Origin of the sequence: Alcanivorax sediminis (assembly GCF_009601165.1) — a bacterium.
In the GTDB taxonomy this organism is placed as follows: domain Bacteria; phylum Pseudomonadota; class Gammaproteobacteria; order Pseudomonadales; family Alcanivoracaceae; genus Alcanivorax; species Alcanivorax sediminis.
In genome coordinates this window covers 1,131,772-1,148,665 of record NZ_WIRE01000001.1, presented here as the reverse complement: position 1 = coordinate 1,148,665, position 16,894 = coordinate 1,131,772, and the positions used below count along the sequence as shown (strand labels likewise).

Sequence of the window (16,894 nt, the reverse complement as noted above, 5' to 3'; positions counted from 1 at the left end):
GGGCAGCGCAGAACGCACCATCGCACCCCGCCATCGCCCGCCGCAACGCCTGGTTCCCATTCGGCCGGTCTCCGGGCTGATGAGCGAGGTACACCATCACCTCTCGACAGCCACCTTCCCATGCAAAAGCACAGTGGCACTTCGACTGTCGTTGACTCAATCACCGTTGCGGGGGCAGCGTCGGATTCTTCCAGAAAACATCAGGGATCACCGACTTCCCGTTTAACCTGCCCCGTGTTCAGGGCAGGCACCGAAAAGGTGGCGCGAAACTACCAATGGTGAGGGGGTTTGGCAAACACTATCGCCCATTATGAGCAGCGCTCAAGTTGTCATGAATCTGACGATGGCGCCTCAGAACAACGCATGGCTGAGCCGCTGCCAATCGTCTTCGCTTGCCGGTAAACCAATACGCAGCGCCGCAGGCTGCATGAATTCACGCACCAGGATCCCCTGGCGCGCCAGTATCGCCATACGACGGGATGCCTCTGGCAAGGGGCACCAGGCAAACAGATCGCACGCACCCAATGGCGGCATGCCGGCCTCAGCCAGCAACACGGTCAACCGCTGCCGGGCCTGTCGCAGCCGCGCCTTTTGCATTTGCTGCCAGTCCTTATCTGCCAGTGCCGCGCCCATCAGGTAACGGGCCGGGTGGCTGATTGCCCAAGGGCCCAGCAATTCGTGCATTTGCTCGCACAAGGCAGGCTGCCCGAGAAGCAGGCCTGCGCGCAGCCCGGCGAGACCATAGAACTTGCCCAGTGAACGAAGCACCAGCAACCCCGGCCGGTTGCAATGCGCCGCCACAGACGCCCCTTCACTGGCATCCAGAAAGGCTTCATCCACCACCAGCCAGCCTCCCCGACGGCTTAACTGGTCATGCCAGCGCAGCAGGGTCTCTGCGGCAATGAGCGTACCGGTGGGGTTGTTCGGGTTGATGCACACCAGCACATCCAGAGAATCCAGCGCAGCGTCCACTTCCGACTCGGCCAGTGCCACTACCTGATGGCCGTAGCGAGACCAGGCCAGAGCATGCTCAGCATAGCCCGGGGCGGGCACACCCACCCGGCTGGGCGAACGAAGTCGGGGCAGATTCTGCAACGCCATCTGACTGCCCGGCACCGGCAGACAACCGACCTCCTCCGGAAGGGAAAACACCGATCGGCATCTCGTCATCAGCCCATCGTCCTCTTCCGGCAACCGCTGCCACACCGCCTCCGGCACAGGGGGGACCGGCCAGCTCCAGGGACTGATACCCGTGGACAGGTCCAGCCAGTCATGACGGGGAATTCCCCAACGCCTGACGGCCACATTGAGACGACCACCATGCTGATTGTTCGCCTGCATACTCATGCTCCAGCCACCAGCAGCAGCATCATGATGGCTATCCACAGTAGCAGGCTGCGGTGAATCAGCCGGATGGCGGCACCAATGGCGTGTGCGCTGGCCTGCTGTCCTTCCCCCAGCTCCGGCTTCTCCTTCCACCGGCCGTGATAACGGGTCACACCGCCCAGCCGCACTTGCAGCGCACCCGCCCCTGCCGCCATCACCGGGCCTGCATTAGGGCTGTCACAGCCTGAGGCCTGCTGCCGCCAGCACCGCAAAGCGGCAGAAAAATGACCGCACAGGGCATAGCTCAGCGCGGTCAAACGGGCCGGTAGCCAGCCCAGCAGATCATCCAGCCGTGCCGCCACCTTGCCAAACCGCTCAAATCGCGCGGTGCGATAACCCCACATGGCATCCAGCGTATTGACCAACCGGTGCAGCACCGCCCCGGGCAAGCCTGCCACCAGAAACCAGAACAGGGAGGCGAAGATCGCATCGGCACCGTTTTCCAGTACCGATTCCGTGGCTGCTTTCGCGATCCCCTCGTCATCCAGTGCTTCGCAATCCCGACTCACGATCCACGCCACCCGCTGCCGGGCCGTTTCCACGTCGCCCGCCATGAGCGGCTGCTCCACTGCACGCCCGTGCTCAACCAGGCTGCGGGCCCCAATCACCAGCCACAAGCCAATGGCCTGCACGCCCCAGCCAGCCCACTCGGGCAACCCTGCCAACAGCCACACCAGCAGCGACAGGATCGGCAAGATCACCAGCAGCAATGCCACACCCCCCGCCAGCACACTGCCACCCTCGCGATTGCCCCGTTGCTCCAGCCATGCAGCAAGCCGCCCCACCAGCACCAGCGGATGCGCACGCCGTGGCTCACCCAGCAGGGCATCAAGCAGCAGGGCCGCCAGCGCGGCAGAGAGCAGGGATAAAGGCACAACGTTTCCTGACAGATTGGCGTTAAACGCCGGGCAGTGTACTTGACACTCCACCACCGTGGGCAGAGGATTTGCCGCTTTCCAGCCCAGCACCGATTTCGGGAGCCCGTCTTGAACACGCAATTTCCCTGGCAAAACCTTATTGCCCAGCCCAGCCTGTCTTTCCGCCAGGCAGCAATGGACCATCAGGCCCAGCTCACCAAACCAGCGGGCTCGCTCGGGCAACTGGAGCAACTGGCCATTACCCTGGCTGCACTCCAGCAAACCGCCACCCCCGCTGCTGACCGGATCAGTATTGCTGTCTTTGCTGCCGACCATGGCGTCTGCGAAGAAGGGGTCTCCCTGTTTCCCCAGGCGGTTACCGGGCAGATGATTGCCAACTTTGTTACCGGTGGCGCCGCCATCAGCGTCATGGCTCGTGAGCTGAATGCCGGACTGGAAGTCATCAACCTGGGAACCGCCACACCTCCGCCGCTCGCGGAAGGCGTCATCGATGCGCAGGTTGGCGCAGGCACAGCCAACCTTGCCAGGCAAGCGGCCATGTCGGAATCTCAGCTTCAGCTGGCGCTACAGGCCGGCGACGATGCCGCCCGGCGCGCCGCAGACCAGCACAGCCAGCTTTTTATCGCTGGCGAGATGGGCATTGGCAACACCACCAGCGCCAGCGCGCTGGCCTGTGCCCTCCTGGGGGCCGCGCCCGATGAACTGGCCGGGCCGGGGACCGGACTGGACAATCAGGGCGTTCAGCACAAGATGCATGTCATCGCGCAGGCACTGTCACGCCACGGCGACAACCCTGAGCCTCTGGCTTGCCTGGCCTCACTCGGGGGGTTCGAAATTGCCGCCATCGCCGGGGCGTTCATCGGCTGCGCCGTGCGCGGCATTCCAGTACTGGTGGATGGCTTTATTGTTTCCGTTGCGGCTCTCGCGGCAGTTCGATTGCGCCCGGAGTTGGCGGACTGGCTGCTGTTTGCGCACCGTTCGCAAGAACCCGGCCATCGACGGGTACTGGCCGCCCTGGATGCACAACCGTTACTGGATTTGGGCATGCGGCTGGGGGAAGGTAGCGGCGCCGCCGTAGCCGTGCCCCTGATCCGCAGTGCCTGCGCCCTGCACAACCAGATGGCCACGTTCGCCGATGCCGGCGTCAGTAACGCAGACAGGTAAGACCATGACGACCACCTTTTTCGATCTGATTCGCCACGGAGAGCCCGCTGGAGGGCACAAGTACCGCGGCCATCGTGATGACCCGCTCAGTGAACAGGGTTGGCAACAGATGCGCAGCGCCATCAGCAAGGGCGAGCAATGGGATCACATCCTCACCTCACCACTACTGAGGTGTCGGGAATTCGCCCACGAGCTGGCTGAACAGATGAACTTGCCCGTCACCATCGCGGAGGGCTTCAAGGAAATCTGTTTCGGTGACTGGGAAGGTAAAACCCGGGAACAGGTGGAACAGGAATACGGCGATCATCAGGCGAACTTCTGGCGCGATGCCGAAAATTTCCCGCCACCCAATGCGGAAACGGTGCAAGCTTTTCACCAGCGTATTGGTGACGCATGGCTGCACTGGAGCAAGCAAATGGCAGGAAAAAAAGTGCTGTTGGTGTGCCACGGTGGTGTGATCCGCATGGTGCTCGGCCATGTACTGGGCCTAACCCCCAGCAATGCCATGGCAGGCTTCCAGATTCCCTTCGCCTGCCGTTCACAGGTGCGGCTGGACCAAACCGAATTTGGCACACTGAGTTGCCTGGTGAAACACGGGTAGGATTTTTCGCAGGAGCGCCGTTTATTTGCTGCGCACCTACGCTTCGCCCAGTGAGGCGCGAAATGATCACCAGCGAGTAACGAGTTTCGAGTTGCGAAAGGCAAAAACCGAAAAACTTCAGGGGTTGATGTGTTGGTTTTCGAAACTCGCTTCTCGTAACTCGAGACTCGTTACTCGCCTATGCTCGAATCGCCTGCAGGCAGCCTCCTACAGCGGCTTACTGGCAGAAAGGAGCGCTACCCCTTCAGCGTCTGAGCAATACCGGCAATGGACAACACCACCTTGTCACAACGCTTGGCCAACGCCTGATTCAACCAACCCAACTCATCCGCAAAACGCCGGGTGAGCGGGTCCATGCCAATGATGCCCAGCCCCACCTCATTACTGACAATCACCACCTCACCAGGGTAACGAACCAGCGAGGTGAGGAAGCCATCCCTTTCACGATTAAAAACATCGTCTCCTGCGTGCAGCAGGTTGCTGACCCAAAGGCTCATGCAATCAATCAGCAAATTCGGCACAGGGTTCATGAGCGCTTTGCGGCGCAACACACTTCCCAGCGCCAAAGGTTCCTCTTCCAGCCACCACTGCGACGGCCTTTGCAGGCGGTGCAACCGCACCCGCTCCTGCATTTCGACATCCTCAATGGTCGCTGTTGCCACATACACAACCGGACCATCCTTCTCCTGCGCCAGCTTCTCAGCCAATGCACTTTTACCGGAACGAATGCCACCGAGCACCAGTGTCGCCGTCATCCGTTCTTCTTCACGTACTGGGTAAGGATAACGATACGTTGGCCCTCGACACGGCCTTCGATTTGCTCAGGGTTATCCTGAACCAGGGAAATGTTGCGCACCGGCGTGCCGCGCTTGGCAGTAAAGTTGGCGCCTTTCACGTTCAGATCCTTGATCAGAGTTACTGCATCACCCGCTTCCAGCACAGCGCCATTGCAGTCGCGATGCACCACGCCCTGCTCTTCCACCGCCCCTTCACCAGTGGCCTTGGCCCACTCAAGCACATCGTCTTCCAGATACAACATGTCGAGCAGGTCCTGGGGCCAGCCCTCTGCGCGCAGTCGCGTCAACATGCGCCAGGCCAGCACTTGTACAGCCGGCTGTTGACTCCACATGCTGTCATTCAGGCAGCGCCAGTGGTTAGCGTCTTCATTACCGGGGTGATCAATCTGATACTGGCACGTTTCGCACAGCAGGGCGGACTGAGCCTCAGACCCATCTGAGGCAGGCGGGACGGGGTAGACCGACAGGGCCTCACCCGCGCCACAGAGTTCGCAGCGGGAATCCGCGCGAGCCAATAAGGCAGATTCAATCGTCATAATCCGGTTCCTGAAAAAGTGGACGGCAATTATAACGGAATCACAGCAGCAACGGGTTGCCGGTAATCAGTCACCACTTCAAGGGGAACGCAGATCCTTCAAACGACATGCAGGGCAGCGATGCTGCCCGCATCGATAAGGCTAGCCAAACACAATTTCAACCTGTGTGTTATCCAGCTTTCTTGCTCTGAGGGGTTCATTGAACAACTTGCCGACACCGAGTACGAGCCCGCGGTAGATGTCAACCATGCCCCTGAAAGACTTATAGGTCACGATCAGGGTCCGCTCATCCTTCCATTGATAATCAAACCGAGGGGGGCGTGCGTTGCGGATGGTCGCAGTCATCTGCACATGGATTCTATCCATCCCCAGAATCATTTCTTTGGCAGAGTTAAACTTGGCGATAATGCTGGAGTAGATTTTGGGCGCGTACACACAACACCAATGCTCGCCAAAGGCATCTGCCACCTGCTCCGGGGTGAGCCCCAAAACAGTACCGGTGGAGCGAAGAATCTCCGTGGCCATGCTGTCGTCAATATCGGTCGTCGGATAAGCGAGCCGGTATCGAGTCTCCTCGTCTACCTGTGCATCCTCCAGAATCGCCTGCCATTGTTCGGGACCAAATTGAGACTCGACAAGCTCTTTAGCACAACGCGTAATCGTACCTTTCATCTTCAGTCACCTCATATTTTTTCCTTGTTATCAAACGAGGCCACTGCAAACGCTGCGCCATCAGGTCTCGCCAATCAGACTGCTATTTACAGTCTGAGGCTCGTCCCCGAGACGTCAAAAGTGCGTCAAATAGCGTTGTACTCAGATAAAACGGGGCCGCTGCCAGATGAAGCGTAAAAAATAGCGGTTGAATGGAATGGCAAAACAAGCCCGTGACGATCGGGCAGATCATTGGTCGCCCACCCGGTCAGTAAAACCCTGCGTCACCCATTCAGCAAATCGGCGAAGGAAAAATAATCAAGCTCATCGCCGGGAAAAACTTCCTCACCAACAGGCACCACCGCAAGACCATCTGCCCAGACAGCCGAACTGAGCATCCCGGAACTCTGATTGGGGTGTTTTTCCAGCACCAGCGACTGATGACCGGGAGTACAGCGGACGCGCAAATATTCTTGCCGCTTGCCTGCCTTGCCAATGGAAAATTTCACGGGCAAAGAGACAGGTTGCGGCAGCACATTTTCCTGACCACAACAACGCCGCAAGGTGGGCAGCACCAACATTAGATAGCACACAAGGACCGCCGACGGGTTACCCGGCAGGCCGAAGAACGGGAGGCCTTCCACCTCGCCAAAGGTGAAGGGCTTGCCCGGCTTGATCGCCAAACGCCAGAAGTCCAGCTTGCCATGGCTCTCCAGCACCGCCCGCAAGTGATCCTCTTCCCCCACAGAAACACCGCCGGTGGAAATGATGACATCCGGACGCTGCTGCGGATCAGTCAGATAGCGCGTCAGTGCATTGCGAATCAGCTCCGGGTCATCCGGCAGGTGCTCCCGCAGTACATTCGGGAAACCACTCTGGATTAGAAGCTGCTCCAGCTGGGGACCGTTGCTGTCGTAAATTTTTCCTGGCAGCGGCATTTCTTCCGGCGGCTGCAGCTCGTCCCCCGTCGTCAGCACCAGAATACGGGGCGCATTGATCGTCACACGGGCCTCGCCTACTGACGCAATCAACCCCACCGATTGCGGCGTCAATCGCTCCCCACGCTCCATCACCGTCTCATCCCGACGGGCATCCTGACCGGCGGGGCGAATATTATCGCCCGCATGGACGGTCTCTTGCCCGGGCAATCGCACGCGCCCGTCAGCGATCTCGCAGTCTTCCTGCATGATCACGGTATCCGCCCCCGCCGGCACTGGCGCACCAGTAAAGATGCGAGCCACCTGGCCCGGCATCAAGGTAGCGGGCGGATCGCCCGCCGCCACACGTAAATGCATGGGCAACGTCAACCCTGGCTCATCCAGATCGGCATAACGCAGGGCCACACCGTCCACCGCAGCATTATCAAAGGCCGGCACATCCACCCTCGCCCGGACCGCACTGGCCAGGTACTGGCCACGAGCGTCGATCAGCGCAATATCCTGTACCGCCTGAAACGGTTTGGCCGCCGCCAGCAGGCGCTCAAGCGCCTCGCTGACCGGCATCAACGTCACCGGCGCGCTCACCGTCGCACCTGCCCGACAAAATTACAGGGGCGATGACGGGCATCCAGCTGCTCGCGGATAATCCGGTCCCAGCCCGTCGCGCAGGCATTGTTGGAACCGGGCAGGCAAAAGATCACCGTGCGGTTGGCGAGGCCCGCCAGACAGCGGGACTGAACCGTAGAGGTACCAATATCCTCCACACTGACCTGACGAAACAGCTCGCCAAAGCCTTCTATCGTCTTGTCGAACAGCACGGACAGAGCTTCCGGTGTGGAATCACGACCGGAAAAACCTGTACCTCCAGTGGTCAGGATCACCTGGATGTCCTCATCCGCGATCCAGTCCGACACCACCTTGCGCAGCTGATAGATATCATCCTTGACGATCTGGCGCGCGGCCAGCGAATGCCCGGCCTCCTGCACCCGGGCCACCAGCAGGTCACCGGAGGTATCGGTTTCCGCAGTACGGGTATCACTGACGGTCAGCACCGCAACCGCCAGCGGCTCAAACACGGACTCGCTTTTCGACATCGCAAACTCTCCATGGCAATGCCCCAATAATAGCACGCCCCCCATACGGCATGGCCGCGCGCTGCGTCTCAAGGGCCCCATTTTAGCGTCAGCATTTGACCTGCGGCTCCTCAGAACAGCCCCGCTTGACCGTAGCCGACAACCCTCTATTCACTCCACACCGGCGGGCGTAAATTAAGGATATACAGATTGTTTATTTTCGGGAGACTCACATGAGCAGCATGGATACCGCCCAGCAAGAGGCCGCCAACCTGCCCCGCATGCCACAGCGCAACCTCAAGAATATCCCCGGTGACTACGGCTGGCCCTTGCTGGGCCACACCGTGCCGTTCCTGAAGGACTACCACAAAATGGTAACCGATCAGGCCAACAAGCACGGGCTTGTCTTCAAGGGCTCGGTGCTGTTTCAGCGGGGGGTCACTCTTCTCGGACCGGAAGCTAACGAATTTGTTCTCAAGGATCCCGAGCACGCCTTTTCCAGCCGGGCCGCCTGGAACCCGATTCTGGAAAAGCTGTTTACTGATGGCCTGATGTTGCGGGATTTTGCCGATCACAAATTTCATCGCCGCATCATGCAGCAGGCCTTCAAGAAGCCGGCCCTGGCCAGTTATCTGGATCGCATGAATACGCACATCGACCGTGAGATCCAACACTGGCCCACCGGTAAGGAAATCCAGTTTCTGGATTACATCAAAACGTTACTCTTGGATGTGGGCGCACAAATTTTCTTTGGTCTGGAGATGGGGCCGGAATCCGACAAGGTAAACCAGTCTTTTATCGATGCCACGGAAGCCTCACTGGCGGTACTTCGGGTGGAAATTCCCGGGACGCTCTGGCATCGCGGCATGAAGGGCCGTCGTTACCTGGAAGACTTTGTTACCCGACTGATTCCGGCAAAGCGCAACAGTGATCACAGTGATTTCTTCAGTGAACTGTGCAAGGCGGCGGATGAAGAAGGCGGGCTAAGTGATCGCGATGTAATGAACCACATGATCTTCCTGCTGTTTGCGGCCCACGACACCACCACCAGCACCCTTTGCTCGGTGCTTTACATGCTGGCCAAACACCCCGAGTGGCAAGATATTCTTGCATCTGAGATGCAATCGTTGAACAAGGATGCGCTGGAATATGATGACCTGGCCAAACTGGAAAAAACCGGATTGGTATTCAAGGAAACCCTGCGCATGCGCCCGCCGCTGACCACCTTCCCGCGGCGCACGGTCAAGGATGTCACTTTCAAGGGGTACACCCTACCGCGCAACACCCTTGTAAATGTATCAACGCTTTACACCCATTACATGGACGAATACTGGAGCCACCCGCATACCTTCGACCCGGAACGATTCAATGACGAGCGTGCCGAACACAAGCAGCACTTCTACCAGTGGCTGCCCTTCGGCGGCGGCCATCACAAATGTCTGGGGCTGAACTTCGCCGAGCTGCAGACCAAGACCTTCCTGTTCCACTTCCTGAAACAGTACAAGGTCAGCGTGAAACCCGGTTACGAAGTGCCCACCCAACTGGTGCCGTTGATCATGCCAAAGGATGGGTTGCCGGTGACGATTCAGAAACGTTAAAGACAGGCGCGAGTGACGAGAAGCGAGTTTCGAAAAACCAAACCGGTTTTGACTTTCGCTCCTCGTTACTCGCTTCCCGTTACTTATGATTGCTGAAACAAATGCACATCCCGCTGCGGGAAGGGGATGGTAATGCCCGCCTTGTCGAAGGCGTATTTCACTTGCTCGAACAAACCGAAGTACACCGGCCAGTAATCCTCGGAGTTCACCCAGACGCGGGTCAGCATGTTGATACTGCTGTCGGCGTGGGCAGAGACGAAAATATTAGGATCAAACTTGTCACCGCTCAGGATCCGGTCGTCACTATCGATAACGGACTGAATGGCAGCACGAGCGTCTTCAATGCTGTCGCCGTAGCTGATCCCGAACTCGATATCCACCCGCCGCTGGGGTTCGCAGAAAATGTTCTTGATGCAACCGTTGGACATCAGACCATTGGGAATCACGATACGCTGGTTGTCATAGGTGATCAGGATGGTGGTGAAGATCTGGATGTCGTGGACCCGGCCCATGTGCCCCTGGGCTTCGACGATGTCCCCCACCTTGTAGGGCTTGAAGAACAGAATCAGCACACCACCAGCCAGATTGCCCAGACTGCCCTGCAAGGCCAGCCCCACGGCAAGACCGATGGCACCCAGCATGGCGATGAAGGAGGTAGTTTCGATACCCACCATACCCGCCACTGCCACCAACAGCAGGATCTTCAACAGCACATCGACCAGGCTGGTAAGAAACTTCTGCAGAGACGCATCGATGGCCTGGTGGCCCAACACCACATTCATTCCCTTGACGATACGCTTGATGATCCAGAAACCCACGATCAGGGTTAGAATTGCCAGCACGAACTTGGGCAAATAGGTCATACCCAGTTCAATCGCCTTGTCCAGATAAGGCTGGAGCTGCTCCATGTCCATCGTTCCTTCCTTTGTTAGTAGTTATTGCGAGCCTTAAAATAGCACCAAGCGATATTCCGCCAACCCCCCACCGACTGAATTTGCAAATATTTTTGTTTGTCGGGACATGCAGGCCATTACCCCAAACCGCTATACTGCACACACTAATACCCCCACCGACAACACCGACAGACAGCTATGAAATACGCCATTCTCCCGGTCACCCAGTTCCAGCAGAACTGCTCCTTCCTGAAATGCGAAGCCACTGACAAGCTGGCCATCGTCGACCCCGGCGGGGACCTGGAGAATATTCTGGAAGCGCTGAAGCAGGTGGGAGGAACGCCGGAGAAGATTCTGGTGACCCATGCCCATCTGGATCATGTGGGTGCTGTGGCGGAGCTGGCTGACACCCTGAGCCTGCCCATTGAAGGCCCCCACAAGGACGATCAGTTCTGGATCGACATGCTGCCCCAACAGGCACAGATGATGGGCTTTGCGCCTTCCCGGCCGTTCACCCCGAATCGCTGGCTGGAAGACGGCGATCGCGTCACCGTGGGCGAAACCGAATTTGAAGTGCGCCACTGCCCCGGCCATACCCCCGGCCACGTGGTGTTCTATCAGCCGGAAAGCAAGCTGGTCGTCGTGGGTGATGTATTGTTCAACGGCTCCATCGGGCGCACCGATTTTCCCAAAGGGGATTTCGACACCCTGATCACTGCCATCAAGGAAAAGCTGCTGACGCTGGACGACGATGTGTCGTTCATTCCTGGCCATGGCCCCATGTCCACCATCGGTCACGAGCGGGTCAACAACCCCTTTGTCTCTGGTAAACACGGTTAAGCGCTAATGGAATCCATCGCCATGAAGTGGCTGCTCACCGCCGTCATTCTGATTCTCGGCTGGGCCATGTCCGCCGTGCTGCGCGGTGTCACCAAGCGGCTGGGCCGTCGCCGCGAGTTCAGCAGGGCGCGCATCTTCCAGACCTCCGTAGTGATCAATGCCGCCAGCCTGGTGATCAGCCTGATTGCGGTGGGGGTGTTATGGGGATTGAAAGGCGACGGCCTGATGGTCTTTGCCACCTCGCTGATGGCATTGCTGGGGGTGGCGCTGTTCGCCAGCTGGTCCATGCTCAGCAATGCCACTGCCGCGATCATTCTGTTCTTCAGCGCGCCTTATCGGGTAGGCGATCGCATCCGCCTGCTGGACGGCGACAACACCGTCACCGGGCAGATTCGTCACATGGGCCTGATCTTTATCACCGTGCAGGACCAGCTCGGACACCGCTACACTCTGCCCAACAACCTGCTGCTGCAGAAAACCGTAATCCGCCTGAAGAATGACACCCTGCCCAGGGATCAGAAACACGTGCGGGCGGATTAGAAGAGGGGCAAGCTGGAATCCTGGCGCGAGTTTCGAGTTTCGAGTTTCGAGTTTCGAGTTTCGAGTTTCGAAGATCAAAACCCGAAACCATCAGCCAGGCACATTGTGCGCCATTTTGTCTTTGCCTTTCGTAACTCGAAACTCGCGTCTCGAATCTTCCGCTACAGCCGATACCCCAGGCTCAACATGTACATGGTCCCCTCATAGGGAAAATCGGCGATGGAATCATTGAAATCCATCTTCACCGCCTGCTCGCGCACCACCACGCCCAACTCGGCATTGCGGGAGACAGAAAAGATCAGCCCCGCAGAGGCATAAGCACCGTAACCAACGCTGGTCTCCCGCTCGTCACCATTGATGACCACAGTGCTGCTCAGCGGCTGGGGATAGGTATCCGGTTTTTCCTGCTTCAGGGTAGCGACCAGCAGCATCGGGCCACCGGAAAGGTACAGGCGGGCACGGGAACCCAGCAAAACATCCCCATAGGCACCCAGCAGGGTGCCAAATACCAGCAGCTCATTGTCTATCTTGATGTTAATGGCGGTGCCACCATCGACCACTGCAGAGTAAGACACCGTGTCGTTCTGCCAGCTGATCAAGGCGCCGCCTTCATAGCCATAGCGAATGCGCTCGCCACCCAGCACTTTCTGCACACCTGCGGTAAAAAACGGCAGGTCGTCATACTCGCCATCCAGGACCACGTCTCCGGCATACAGGGTGGTATCACTGTCCTTGAGTTGTAACTGCCCGGCCTGGAGAAAACCGTACTGAATGTCCTCGGCGATCGCTCCTTCACTGCATAGCAATGCCGTCAATATCAGACCCTGCAATCTCCACATGATTGTTCCCGTGTTCAGCCCTGGCGGCCGGGCCTGTCCAGCCAACCACACAAGCCGGTTACCGCCATCGCCATAGTTCGGTAAAGTAGCCCCATTGGAACCGTTTGTGGAAGGATACATCATGCGCACTCTCCCCCTCTCGCTGCTGCTTGCGCTTGGCTTGCTGACCGGCTGCCAGAACAGTGACTCCGAAACACCGCTACCCGATGCCTGTTACCAGCCACCCGAGTCCGGGATGTGCAAGGCCTCCTTCCAGCGATACTACTATGATGCGGATACTGACAGCTGCCGCACCTTTATCTGGGGTGGCTGCAAAGGCAGCGTGCCCTTCGAAACACTAGATGCCTGTGTCAGCACCTGCGGTGCCAGCAACAGCGAAACCGCCACACCCGACTCCGGCAAGGGGGCCCCGCGATGAGCGATACGTCTCGCGCCAGCCTGGCCCGTGCGGTCTATGTGCTGCACCTGGTTGGCCTGATCACCGGCGGCCTGACCGCTATTGCCGGTGTGATCATTGCCCACATTAATGCCTCTGATGCACCGCCGCCCCTGCGTGAACATTTCCGTTTCCAGTACCGGACTTTCTGGATAGGGCTGCTGTATTCGTTCATCGCCGGCATCACCACCGTGGCCTTCATCGGATGGCTGTTGATGGTGGTCATCACTATCTGGTGGATCGTCCGGTGCGCCCGTGGCCTGAGCGCACTAAACCGAGACGTAGCCCCCAACAACGTCGACGGCTGGGGCTTTTAAGCCGCTGTCACCTTAATGTCATCCATGCCTGCCAGACTGGCGGGCTACCCGAACCCAGGAGAGACCATGCTGTTCCTGCGCCTGACCGCCATCGCCCTTTTTGCCCTGCTGCTTTCCGCCTGCGCCCAGAGCCCGGTTGTCCAACTTTATGACGGCCCAGCCCAATCCGATAACAAGGTCGTAACCGTTCGCGTGCCTAGCCAGCTCGAAGTGTTCACCATCAACGGCAAGGAAGTCGACGGCGTGAATACCTTCTTTGCTTCCGACTTCAAGGATCTGAAACTGACCCCGGGCCGCTACGAGATCCTGGCTTACTACAAGGAGCTCTGGCAGCTGGACGCAGATAACCACGAAATTGTTAAAACCAATCCGGCTAATTTCATCGTCGACGGCAAACCCGGTGACATGTGGGTATTGGGCTATAAGCAGCCCGCAGACGTGGAAGCCGCTCGCGCCATGGAAGACAGCTTCACTGGCTGGGCGGAAAATGCCGTCAGCGGTGAAAAGGTAGCGGCTGCGCAGTCTCAGCTGATTCTCAAGCGTGGTTTCCTGGCGCCGGTCACCGGCGAGGAAGTGGCCGCGCCGGCCAGCAACACGGTGGCACCACAGGCAACAGCCGCGAGCACCTCTGCCCCGGCGCCTGCGGCGGGTGGCGAAGCTGCTGCGGCCGCCAGCTATCTGGATACACTAAAAGCCCAGTGGAATCAGGCGACACCGGAAGAGCGCCGCGAATTCCTGCAGTGGATAGCGGAATAACACTGCACGCTGCATGGGCTTAAAGCACCCGAGAGGCCCTGCCCGCGATTAACAGGTGCCGGTTAACCCCGGGCCGACTTCGCTCAGGCAAGCTGAGCTCCTACGGATACACAAACGCTGTAGGAGCCCAGCTTGCCTGGGCGAAGGCTGAGAGGGGCAGTGCGGGCACTGCCTGTCCGTCCCTCCCCAGCTATCCCGCGTTGCAACTTTCAACTTTCAACTTTCAACTTTCAACTTGAAACTTGCAACTGTTCACTCCCCCTGAATCGTCGCCACCACTCTTCTCCCTCCACCATGATCGCGATGCTCGCAGAGGTAGATCCCCTGCCAGGTGCCCAGTGCCAGGCGACCATCCGAGATGGGCAGGCTCAGCGACGGGCCGATCAATACGCTTTTGATATGGGCAGGCATATCATCCGGACCTTCCAGGGTGTGCTCATAGTAGGGCGCATTTTCCGGCACCATCACATTCAAGTGACGCTCCAGATCGCCGCGCACATCCGGGTCCGCATTCTCATTAATGGTGAGTGACGCGGAGGTATGCTGGATAAAAAGATGCAGCAAGCCTACGCGTATGTCGGCCAACTCAGGCAACTGCTCCAACACTTCGCGAGTCACCAGATGACAGCCCCGGCGTTTGGCAGAGAGGCAGAGGGTTTTCTGTTTCCACATGGCAGTATCCCGGTATGGCAGGCTTCGTCCTGTTTTGACCTTGGCGCGCCGCCCATTCAACGGCAGACTCAATGTCATATAACAGGGAGCAAGCATGAAACTGAATGGCCAGACTATTGTACTCACCGGCGCCTCCAGTGGCATCGGCGCTGAAGCCGCTGTCCTGATGGCAAAGCGTGGCGCCAGGCTTTGCCTGGTGGCTAGACGCGAAGAACAGCTTCGTGAAGTGCAGCAACGGGTGGAAGCGGAAGGTGCCTCCGCCGCGATCTATCCCTGCGACCTGAGCGACAACAACGCCATCGAAGCCTGTGCTTCACAGATTCTGGCCGAACACCCGCAGATTGATGCACTGGTCAATAACGCCGCCCATTCCATTCGCCGCCCCATCGAGCAATCTCTGGATCGCCTGCATGATTATCAGCGCACCATGCAGCTTAACTACATGGGTGCCGTAGCCATGACCCTGAAACTGTTACCCCGCTTTCTTGAGCAGGGTCACGGTCATGTGGTGAATATTTCCAGCCTCTCCACCCAGATACCCATCCCCCTGTTCTCGGCCTACCTGGCCAGCAAGAGCGCACTGGAATCCTTCACCCGCTCCCTGCAGGCAGAAATGGGACATCAGGGCATCACCACCACCGTGGTGTACTTCCCCATGGTACGCACGCCCATGTCGTCAAAGACAAAAATCTATAAATACATGCCCATGATGCACGTGCAAAAGGCGGCAGGGTGGATCGTGGAAGCCTGTGAAAAACGTCCGGCGCGTATCTCGCGCCCTCTGGGTAACCTGGGCAGCATGCTGCTCGCTGCTGCACCCGGCCCGATCACGAAACTACCGCAGCCGTTATTTCGCGGGATGGATCAACTGCTGGCGAGCCGTTTGAAGAAGAAGGGATAAAGCAGGAGCGAGTGACGAGAAGCGAGTTTCGAAAAGCGAAAACATTTAGCCGCCCTACCAACAAGGACTGGCGGGTTTTGACTTTCGCAACTCGAAACTCGCCACTCGAAACTTCTGTTTTAATTCACCACATTGGTCGCTGCACCCGCCCGCCAATTCTGGATATTACTGACCACTCCATCCAGCAACCGTTGCCGGCACTCGCGGGTACCCCAGGCGTTGTGCGGGGTGATAATCAGGTTTGGAATATCTTTTGCCAGCAGCACATGGTCGCGGGGCGGTGGTTCGCTGCTGAGCACATCCAGGCCGGCACCACCCAGTTGGCCACTACGCAACGCCTCGGCCAGTGCAGGCTCATCCACCAGCCCGCCCCGGGCTGTATTGATCAGCAAGGCACCTGGCTTCATTTGCGAAAGGAAGGCAGCGTCCACCAGCTTGTCGGTCTGGGCGGTGAGAGGGCAATGCAAGCTGATCACATCGGCTTGCGGCAGTAACTCAGATAACGGCAAACGGCCCTCATGGCTGCGGCCACTGAAAGACTGCGCCGCGATCACCTTCATGCCAAAGGCCTCCGCAAGCCGACCCGTTTCTCGGCCCAGATCACCGTAGCCAATAATACCGAGGGTTTTGCCCGCCAGTTCCATGATCGGGTAATCGAGCAGACAAAACTGCCGTGCCTCACTCCAGTCGCCCCGTTTCACTGCCCGATCGTACTGCAAACAGTGGGTGGCCAGGGTGAGCATCAGCATCAGGCTGTGCTGCGCCACCGAAGCCCGCGCATAGCCGGACACATTGCACACCACAATGCCTTGATCCCGGGCGGCGTTCAGGTCCACATTATTGGTACCCGTGGCACAAATACAGATAAGCTTGAGCGCAGGGCAGGCAGCAAGGGTATCGGCATCCAGCACCACCTTGTTGGTGATAACCACCTGCGCCCCCTGCAAGCGCTCGACTCGCTGTGCCGGGGCCGTATAGGGGAAAAAGGTCCAGGGCATCAGCGCATCCAGTGCGCTGAAGTCCAGTTCATCGGGGTTCACGGTTTCCGAATCGAGAAAGACGCCCTGCATGATCAAAG

The 16,894-nt window shown here is 58.5% G+C and carries 20 protein-coding genes and 1 riboswitch; of the genes, 9 read left to right on the top strand and 11 right to left on the bottom strand.

The genetic code is table 11. The features are described from left to right. Positions 1-45: 45 nt before the first annotated feature. Positions 46-270, bottom strand: a riboswitch (cobalamin riboswitch). Between the two features lie 81 nt (positions 271-351). Together cobD and cbiB are read right to left on the bottom strand one after the other, a co-directional pair. Further along, positions 352-1,341: a threonine-phosphate decarboxylase CobD gene (cobD, locus tag GFN93_RS05150; protein ID WP_235901671.1), complete on the bottom strand. Its 990-nt coding sequence runs from the start codon at positions 1,339-1,341 to the stop codon at positions 352-354. A gap of 2 nt (positions 1,342-1,343) precedes the next feature. After that, positions 1,344-2,261 (bottom strand): adenosylcobinamide-phosphate synthase CbiB, encoded by a 918-nt coding sequence (gene cbiB, locus GFN93_RS05145; RefSeq protein WP_328594269.1) that lies wholly within the window; start codon positions 2,259-2,261, stop codon positions 1,344-1,346. Between the two features lie 111 nt (positions 2,262-2,372). Between cbiB and cobT the strand changes: the two genes are divergently transcribed. Together cobT and GFN93_RS05135 are read left to right on the top strand one after the other, a co-directional pair. Continuing rightward, positions 2,373-3,428: a nicotinate-nucleotide--dimethylbenzimidazole phosphoribosyltransferase gene (gene cobT / locus GFN93_RS05140; RefSeq protein ID WP_153499485.1), complete on the top strand. Its 1,056-nt coding sequence runs from the start codon at positions 2,373-2,375 to the stop codon at positions 3,426-3,428. Between the two features lie 4 nt (positions 3,429-3,432). After that, complete coding sequence (locus GFN93_RS05135; RefSeq protein WP_153499483.1) at positions 3,433-4,029, top strand: histidine phosphatase family protein; 597 nt, start codon at positions 3,433-3,435, stop codon at positions 4,027-4,029. A 236-nt stretch (positions 4,030-4,265) separates the two neighbouring features. Here the strand turns inward: GFN93_RS05135 and cobU are convergent, their stop codons facing one another. The 5 genes from cobU to moaB form a co-directional block, all read right to left on the bottom strand. Next, positions 4,266-4,784, bottom strand: a complete 519-nt coding sequence (cobU, locus tag GFN93_RS05130) for a bifunctional adenosylcobinamide kinase/adenosylcobinamide-phosphate guanylyltransferase (protein ID WP_153499481.1) — start codon at positions 4,782-4,784, stop codon at positions 4,266-4,268. Further along, positions 4,781-5,362, bottom strand: a complete 582-nt coding sequence (locus GFN93_RS05125; protein WP_153499479.1) for a PhnA domain-containing protein — start codon at positions 5,360-5,362, stop codon at positions 4,781-4,783. The genes cobU and GFN93_RS05125 overlap by 4 nt, the downstream gene beginning before the upstream one ends. Before the next feature lie 141 nt (positions 5,363-5,503). After that, positions 5,504-6,034, bottom strand: a complete 531-nt coding sequence (locus GFN93_RS05120; protein ID WP_153499477.1) for a heme NO-binding domain-containing protein — start codon at positions 6,032-6,034, stop codon at positions 5,504-5,506. A 263-nt stretch (positions 6,035-6,297) separates the two neighbouring features. After that, positions 6,298-7,536: a molybdopterin molybdotransferase MoeA gene (locus tag GFN93_RS05115; RefSeq protein WP_328594266.1), complete on the bottom strand. Its 1,239-nt coding sequence runs from the start codon at positions 7,534-7,536 to the stop codon at positions 6,298-6,300. Beyond that, entirely contained in the window at positions 7,533-8,045 is a 513-nt protein-coding gene (gene moaB / locus GFN93_RS05110; RefSeq protein WP_153499475.1) for a molybdenum cofactor biosynthesis protein B, read from the bottom strand. The genes GFN93_RS05115 and moaB overlap by 4 nt, the downstream gene beginning before the upstream one ends. 212 nt (positions 8,046-8,257) lie before the next feature. On the opposite strand from moaB, the gene GFN93_RS05105 reads away from it, so the two are divergent. After that, positions 8,258-9,622, top strand: a complete 1,365-nt coding sequence (locus GFN93_RS05105) for a cytochrome P450 (protein WP_153499473.1) — start codon at positions 8,258-8,260, stop codon at positions 9,620-9,622. Between the two features lie 83 nt (positions 9,623-9,705). Here the strand turns inward: GFN93_RS05105 and GFN93_RS05100 are convergent, their stop codons facing one another. Further along, positions 9,706-10,536, bottom strand: a complete 831-nt coding sequence (locus tag GFN93_RS05100; protein WP_153499471.1) for a mechanosensitive ion channel family protein — start codon at positions 10,534-10,536, stop codon at positions 9,706-9,708. 177 nt (positions 10,537-10,713) lie between these two features. On the opposite strand from GFN93_RS05100, the gene GFN93_RS05095 reads away from it, so the two are divergent. Then, positions 10,714-11,355, top strand: a complete 642-nt coding sequence (locus GFN93_RS05095) for an MBL fold metallo-hydrolase (RefSeq protein ID WP_153499469.1) — start codon at positions 10,714-10,716, stop codon at positions 11,353-11,355. Positions 11,356-11,361: 6 nt separating this feature from the next. Continuing rightward, complete coding sequence (locus GFN93_RS05090; RefSeq protein ID WP_153499467.1) at positions 11,362-11,895, top strand: mechanosensitive ion channel domain-containing protein; 534 nt, start codon at positions 11,362-11,364, stop codon at positions 11,893-11,895. Positions 11,896-12,056: 161 nt separating this feature from the next. Here the strand turns inward: GFN93_RS05090 and GFN93_RS05085 are convergent, their stop codons facing one another. Continuing rightward, positions 12,057-12,734, bottom strand: a complete 678-nt coding sequence (locus GFN93_RS05085) for a hypothetical protein (protein WP_153499466.1) — start codon at positions 12,732-12,734, stop codon at positions 12,057-12,059. 121 nt (positions 12,735-12,855) lie between these two features. Here GFN93_RS05085 and GFN93_RS05080 point away from each other — a divergent pair, with 121 nt between their 5' ends. The 3 genes from GFN93_RS05080 to GFN93_RS05070 all read left to right on the top strand — a co-directional run bounded on the left by GFN93_RS05080 (position 12,856) and on the right by GFN93_RS05070 (position 14,243). Further along, positions 12,856-13,152, top strand: coding sequence for a BPTI/Kunitz domain-containing protein (locus GFN93_RS05080; RefSeq protein WP_153499464.1), 297 nt, complete (start codon positions 12,856-12,858; stop codon positions 13,150-13,152). Next, positions 13,149-13,487, top strand: a complete 339-nt coding sequence (locus tag GFN93_RS05075) for a DUF4870 family protein (protein WP_153499463.1) — start codon at positions 13,149-13,151, stop codon at positions 13,485-13,487. Before GFN93_RS05080 ends, GFN93_RS05075 begins: the two co-directional genes overlap by 4 nt. Before the next feature lie 66 nt (positions 13,488-13,553). Then, positions 13,554-14,243: a DUF2057 domain-containing protein gene (locus GFN93_RS05070; RefSeq protein ID WP_153499461.1), complete on the top strand. Its 690-nt coding sequence runs from the start codon at positions 13,554-13,556 to the stop codon at positions 14,241-14,243. Between the two features lie 252 nt (positions 14,244-14,495). Here the strand turns inward: GFN93_RS05070 and GFN93_RS05065 are convergent, their stop codons facing one another. Continuing rightward, positions 14,496-14,915, bottom strand: coding sequence for a secondary thiamine-phosphate synthase enzyme YjbQ (locus GFN93_RS05065; RefSeq protein WP_153499459.1), 420 nt, complete (start codon positions 14,913-14,915; stop codon positions 14,496-14,498). 94 nt (positions 14,916-15,009) lie between these two features. Between GFN93_RS05065 and GFN93_RS05060 the strand changes: the two genes are divergently transcribed. Next, a complete protein-coding gene (locus GFN93_RS05060) occupies positions 15,010-15,816 on the top strand; it encodes an SDR family NAD(P)-dependent oxidoreductase (protein WP_153499457.1) in 807 nt (268 codons plus the stop codon). Between the two features lie 119 nt (positions 15,817-15,935). On the opposite strand, the gene GFN93_RS05055 is transcribed toward GFN93_RS05060, so the two are convergent. Next, complete coding sequence (locus tag GFN93_RS05055) at positions 15,936-16,886, bottom strand: 2-hydroxyacid dehydrogenase (RefSeq protein ID WP_153499455.1); 951 nt, start codon at positions 16,884-16,886, stop codon at positions 15,936-15,938. Between the last annotated feature and the right edge of the window lie 8 nt (positions 16,887-16,894).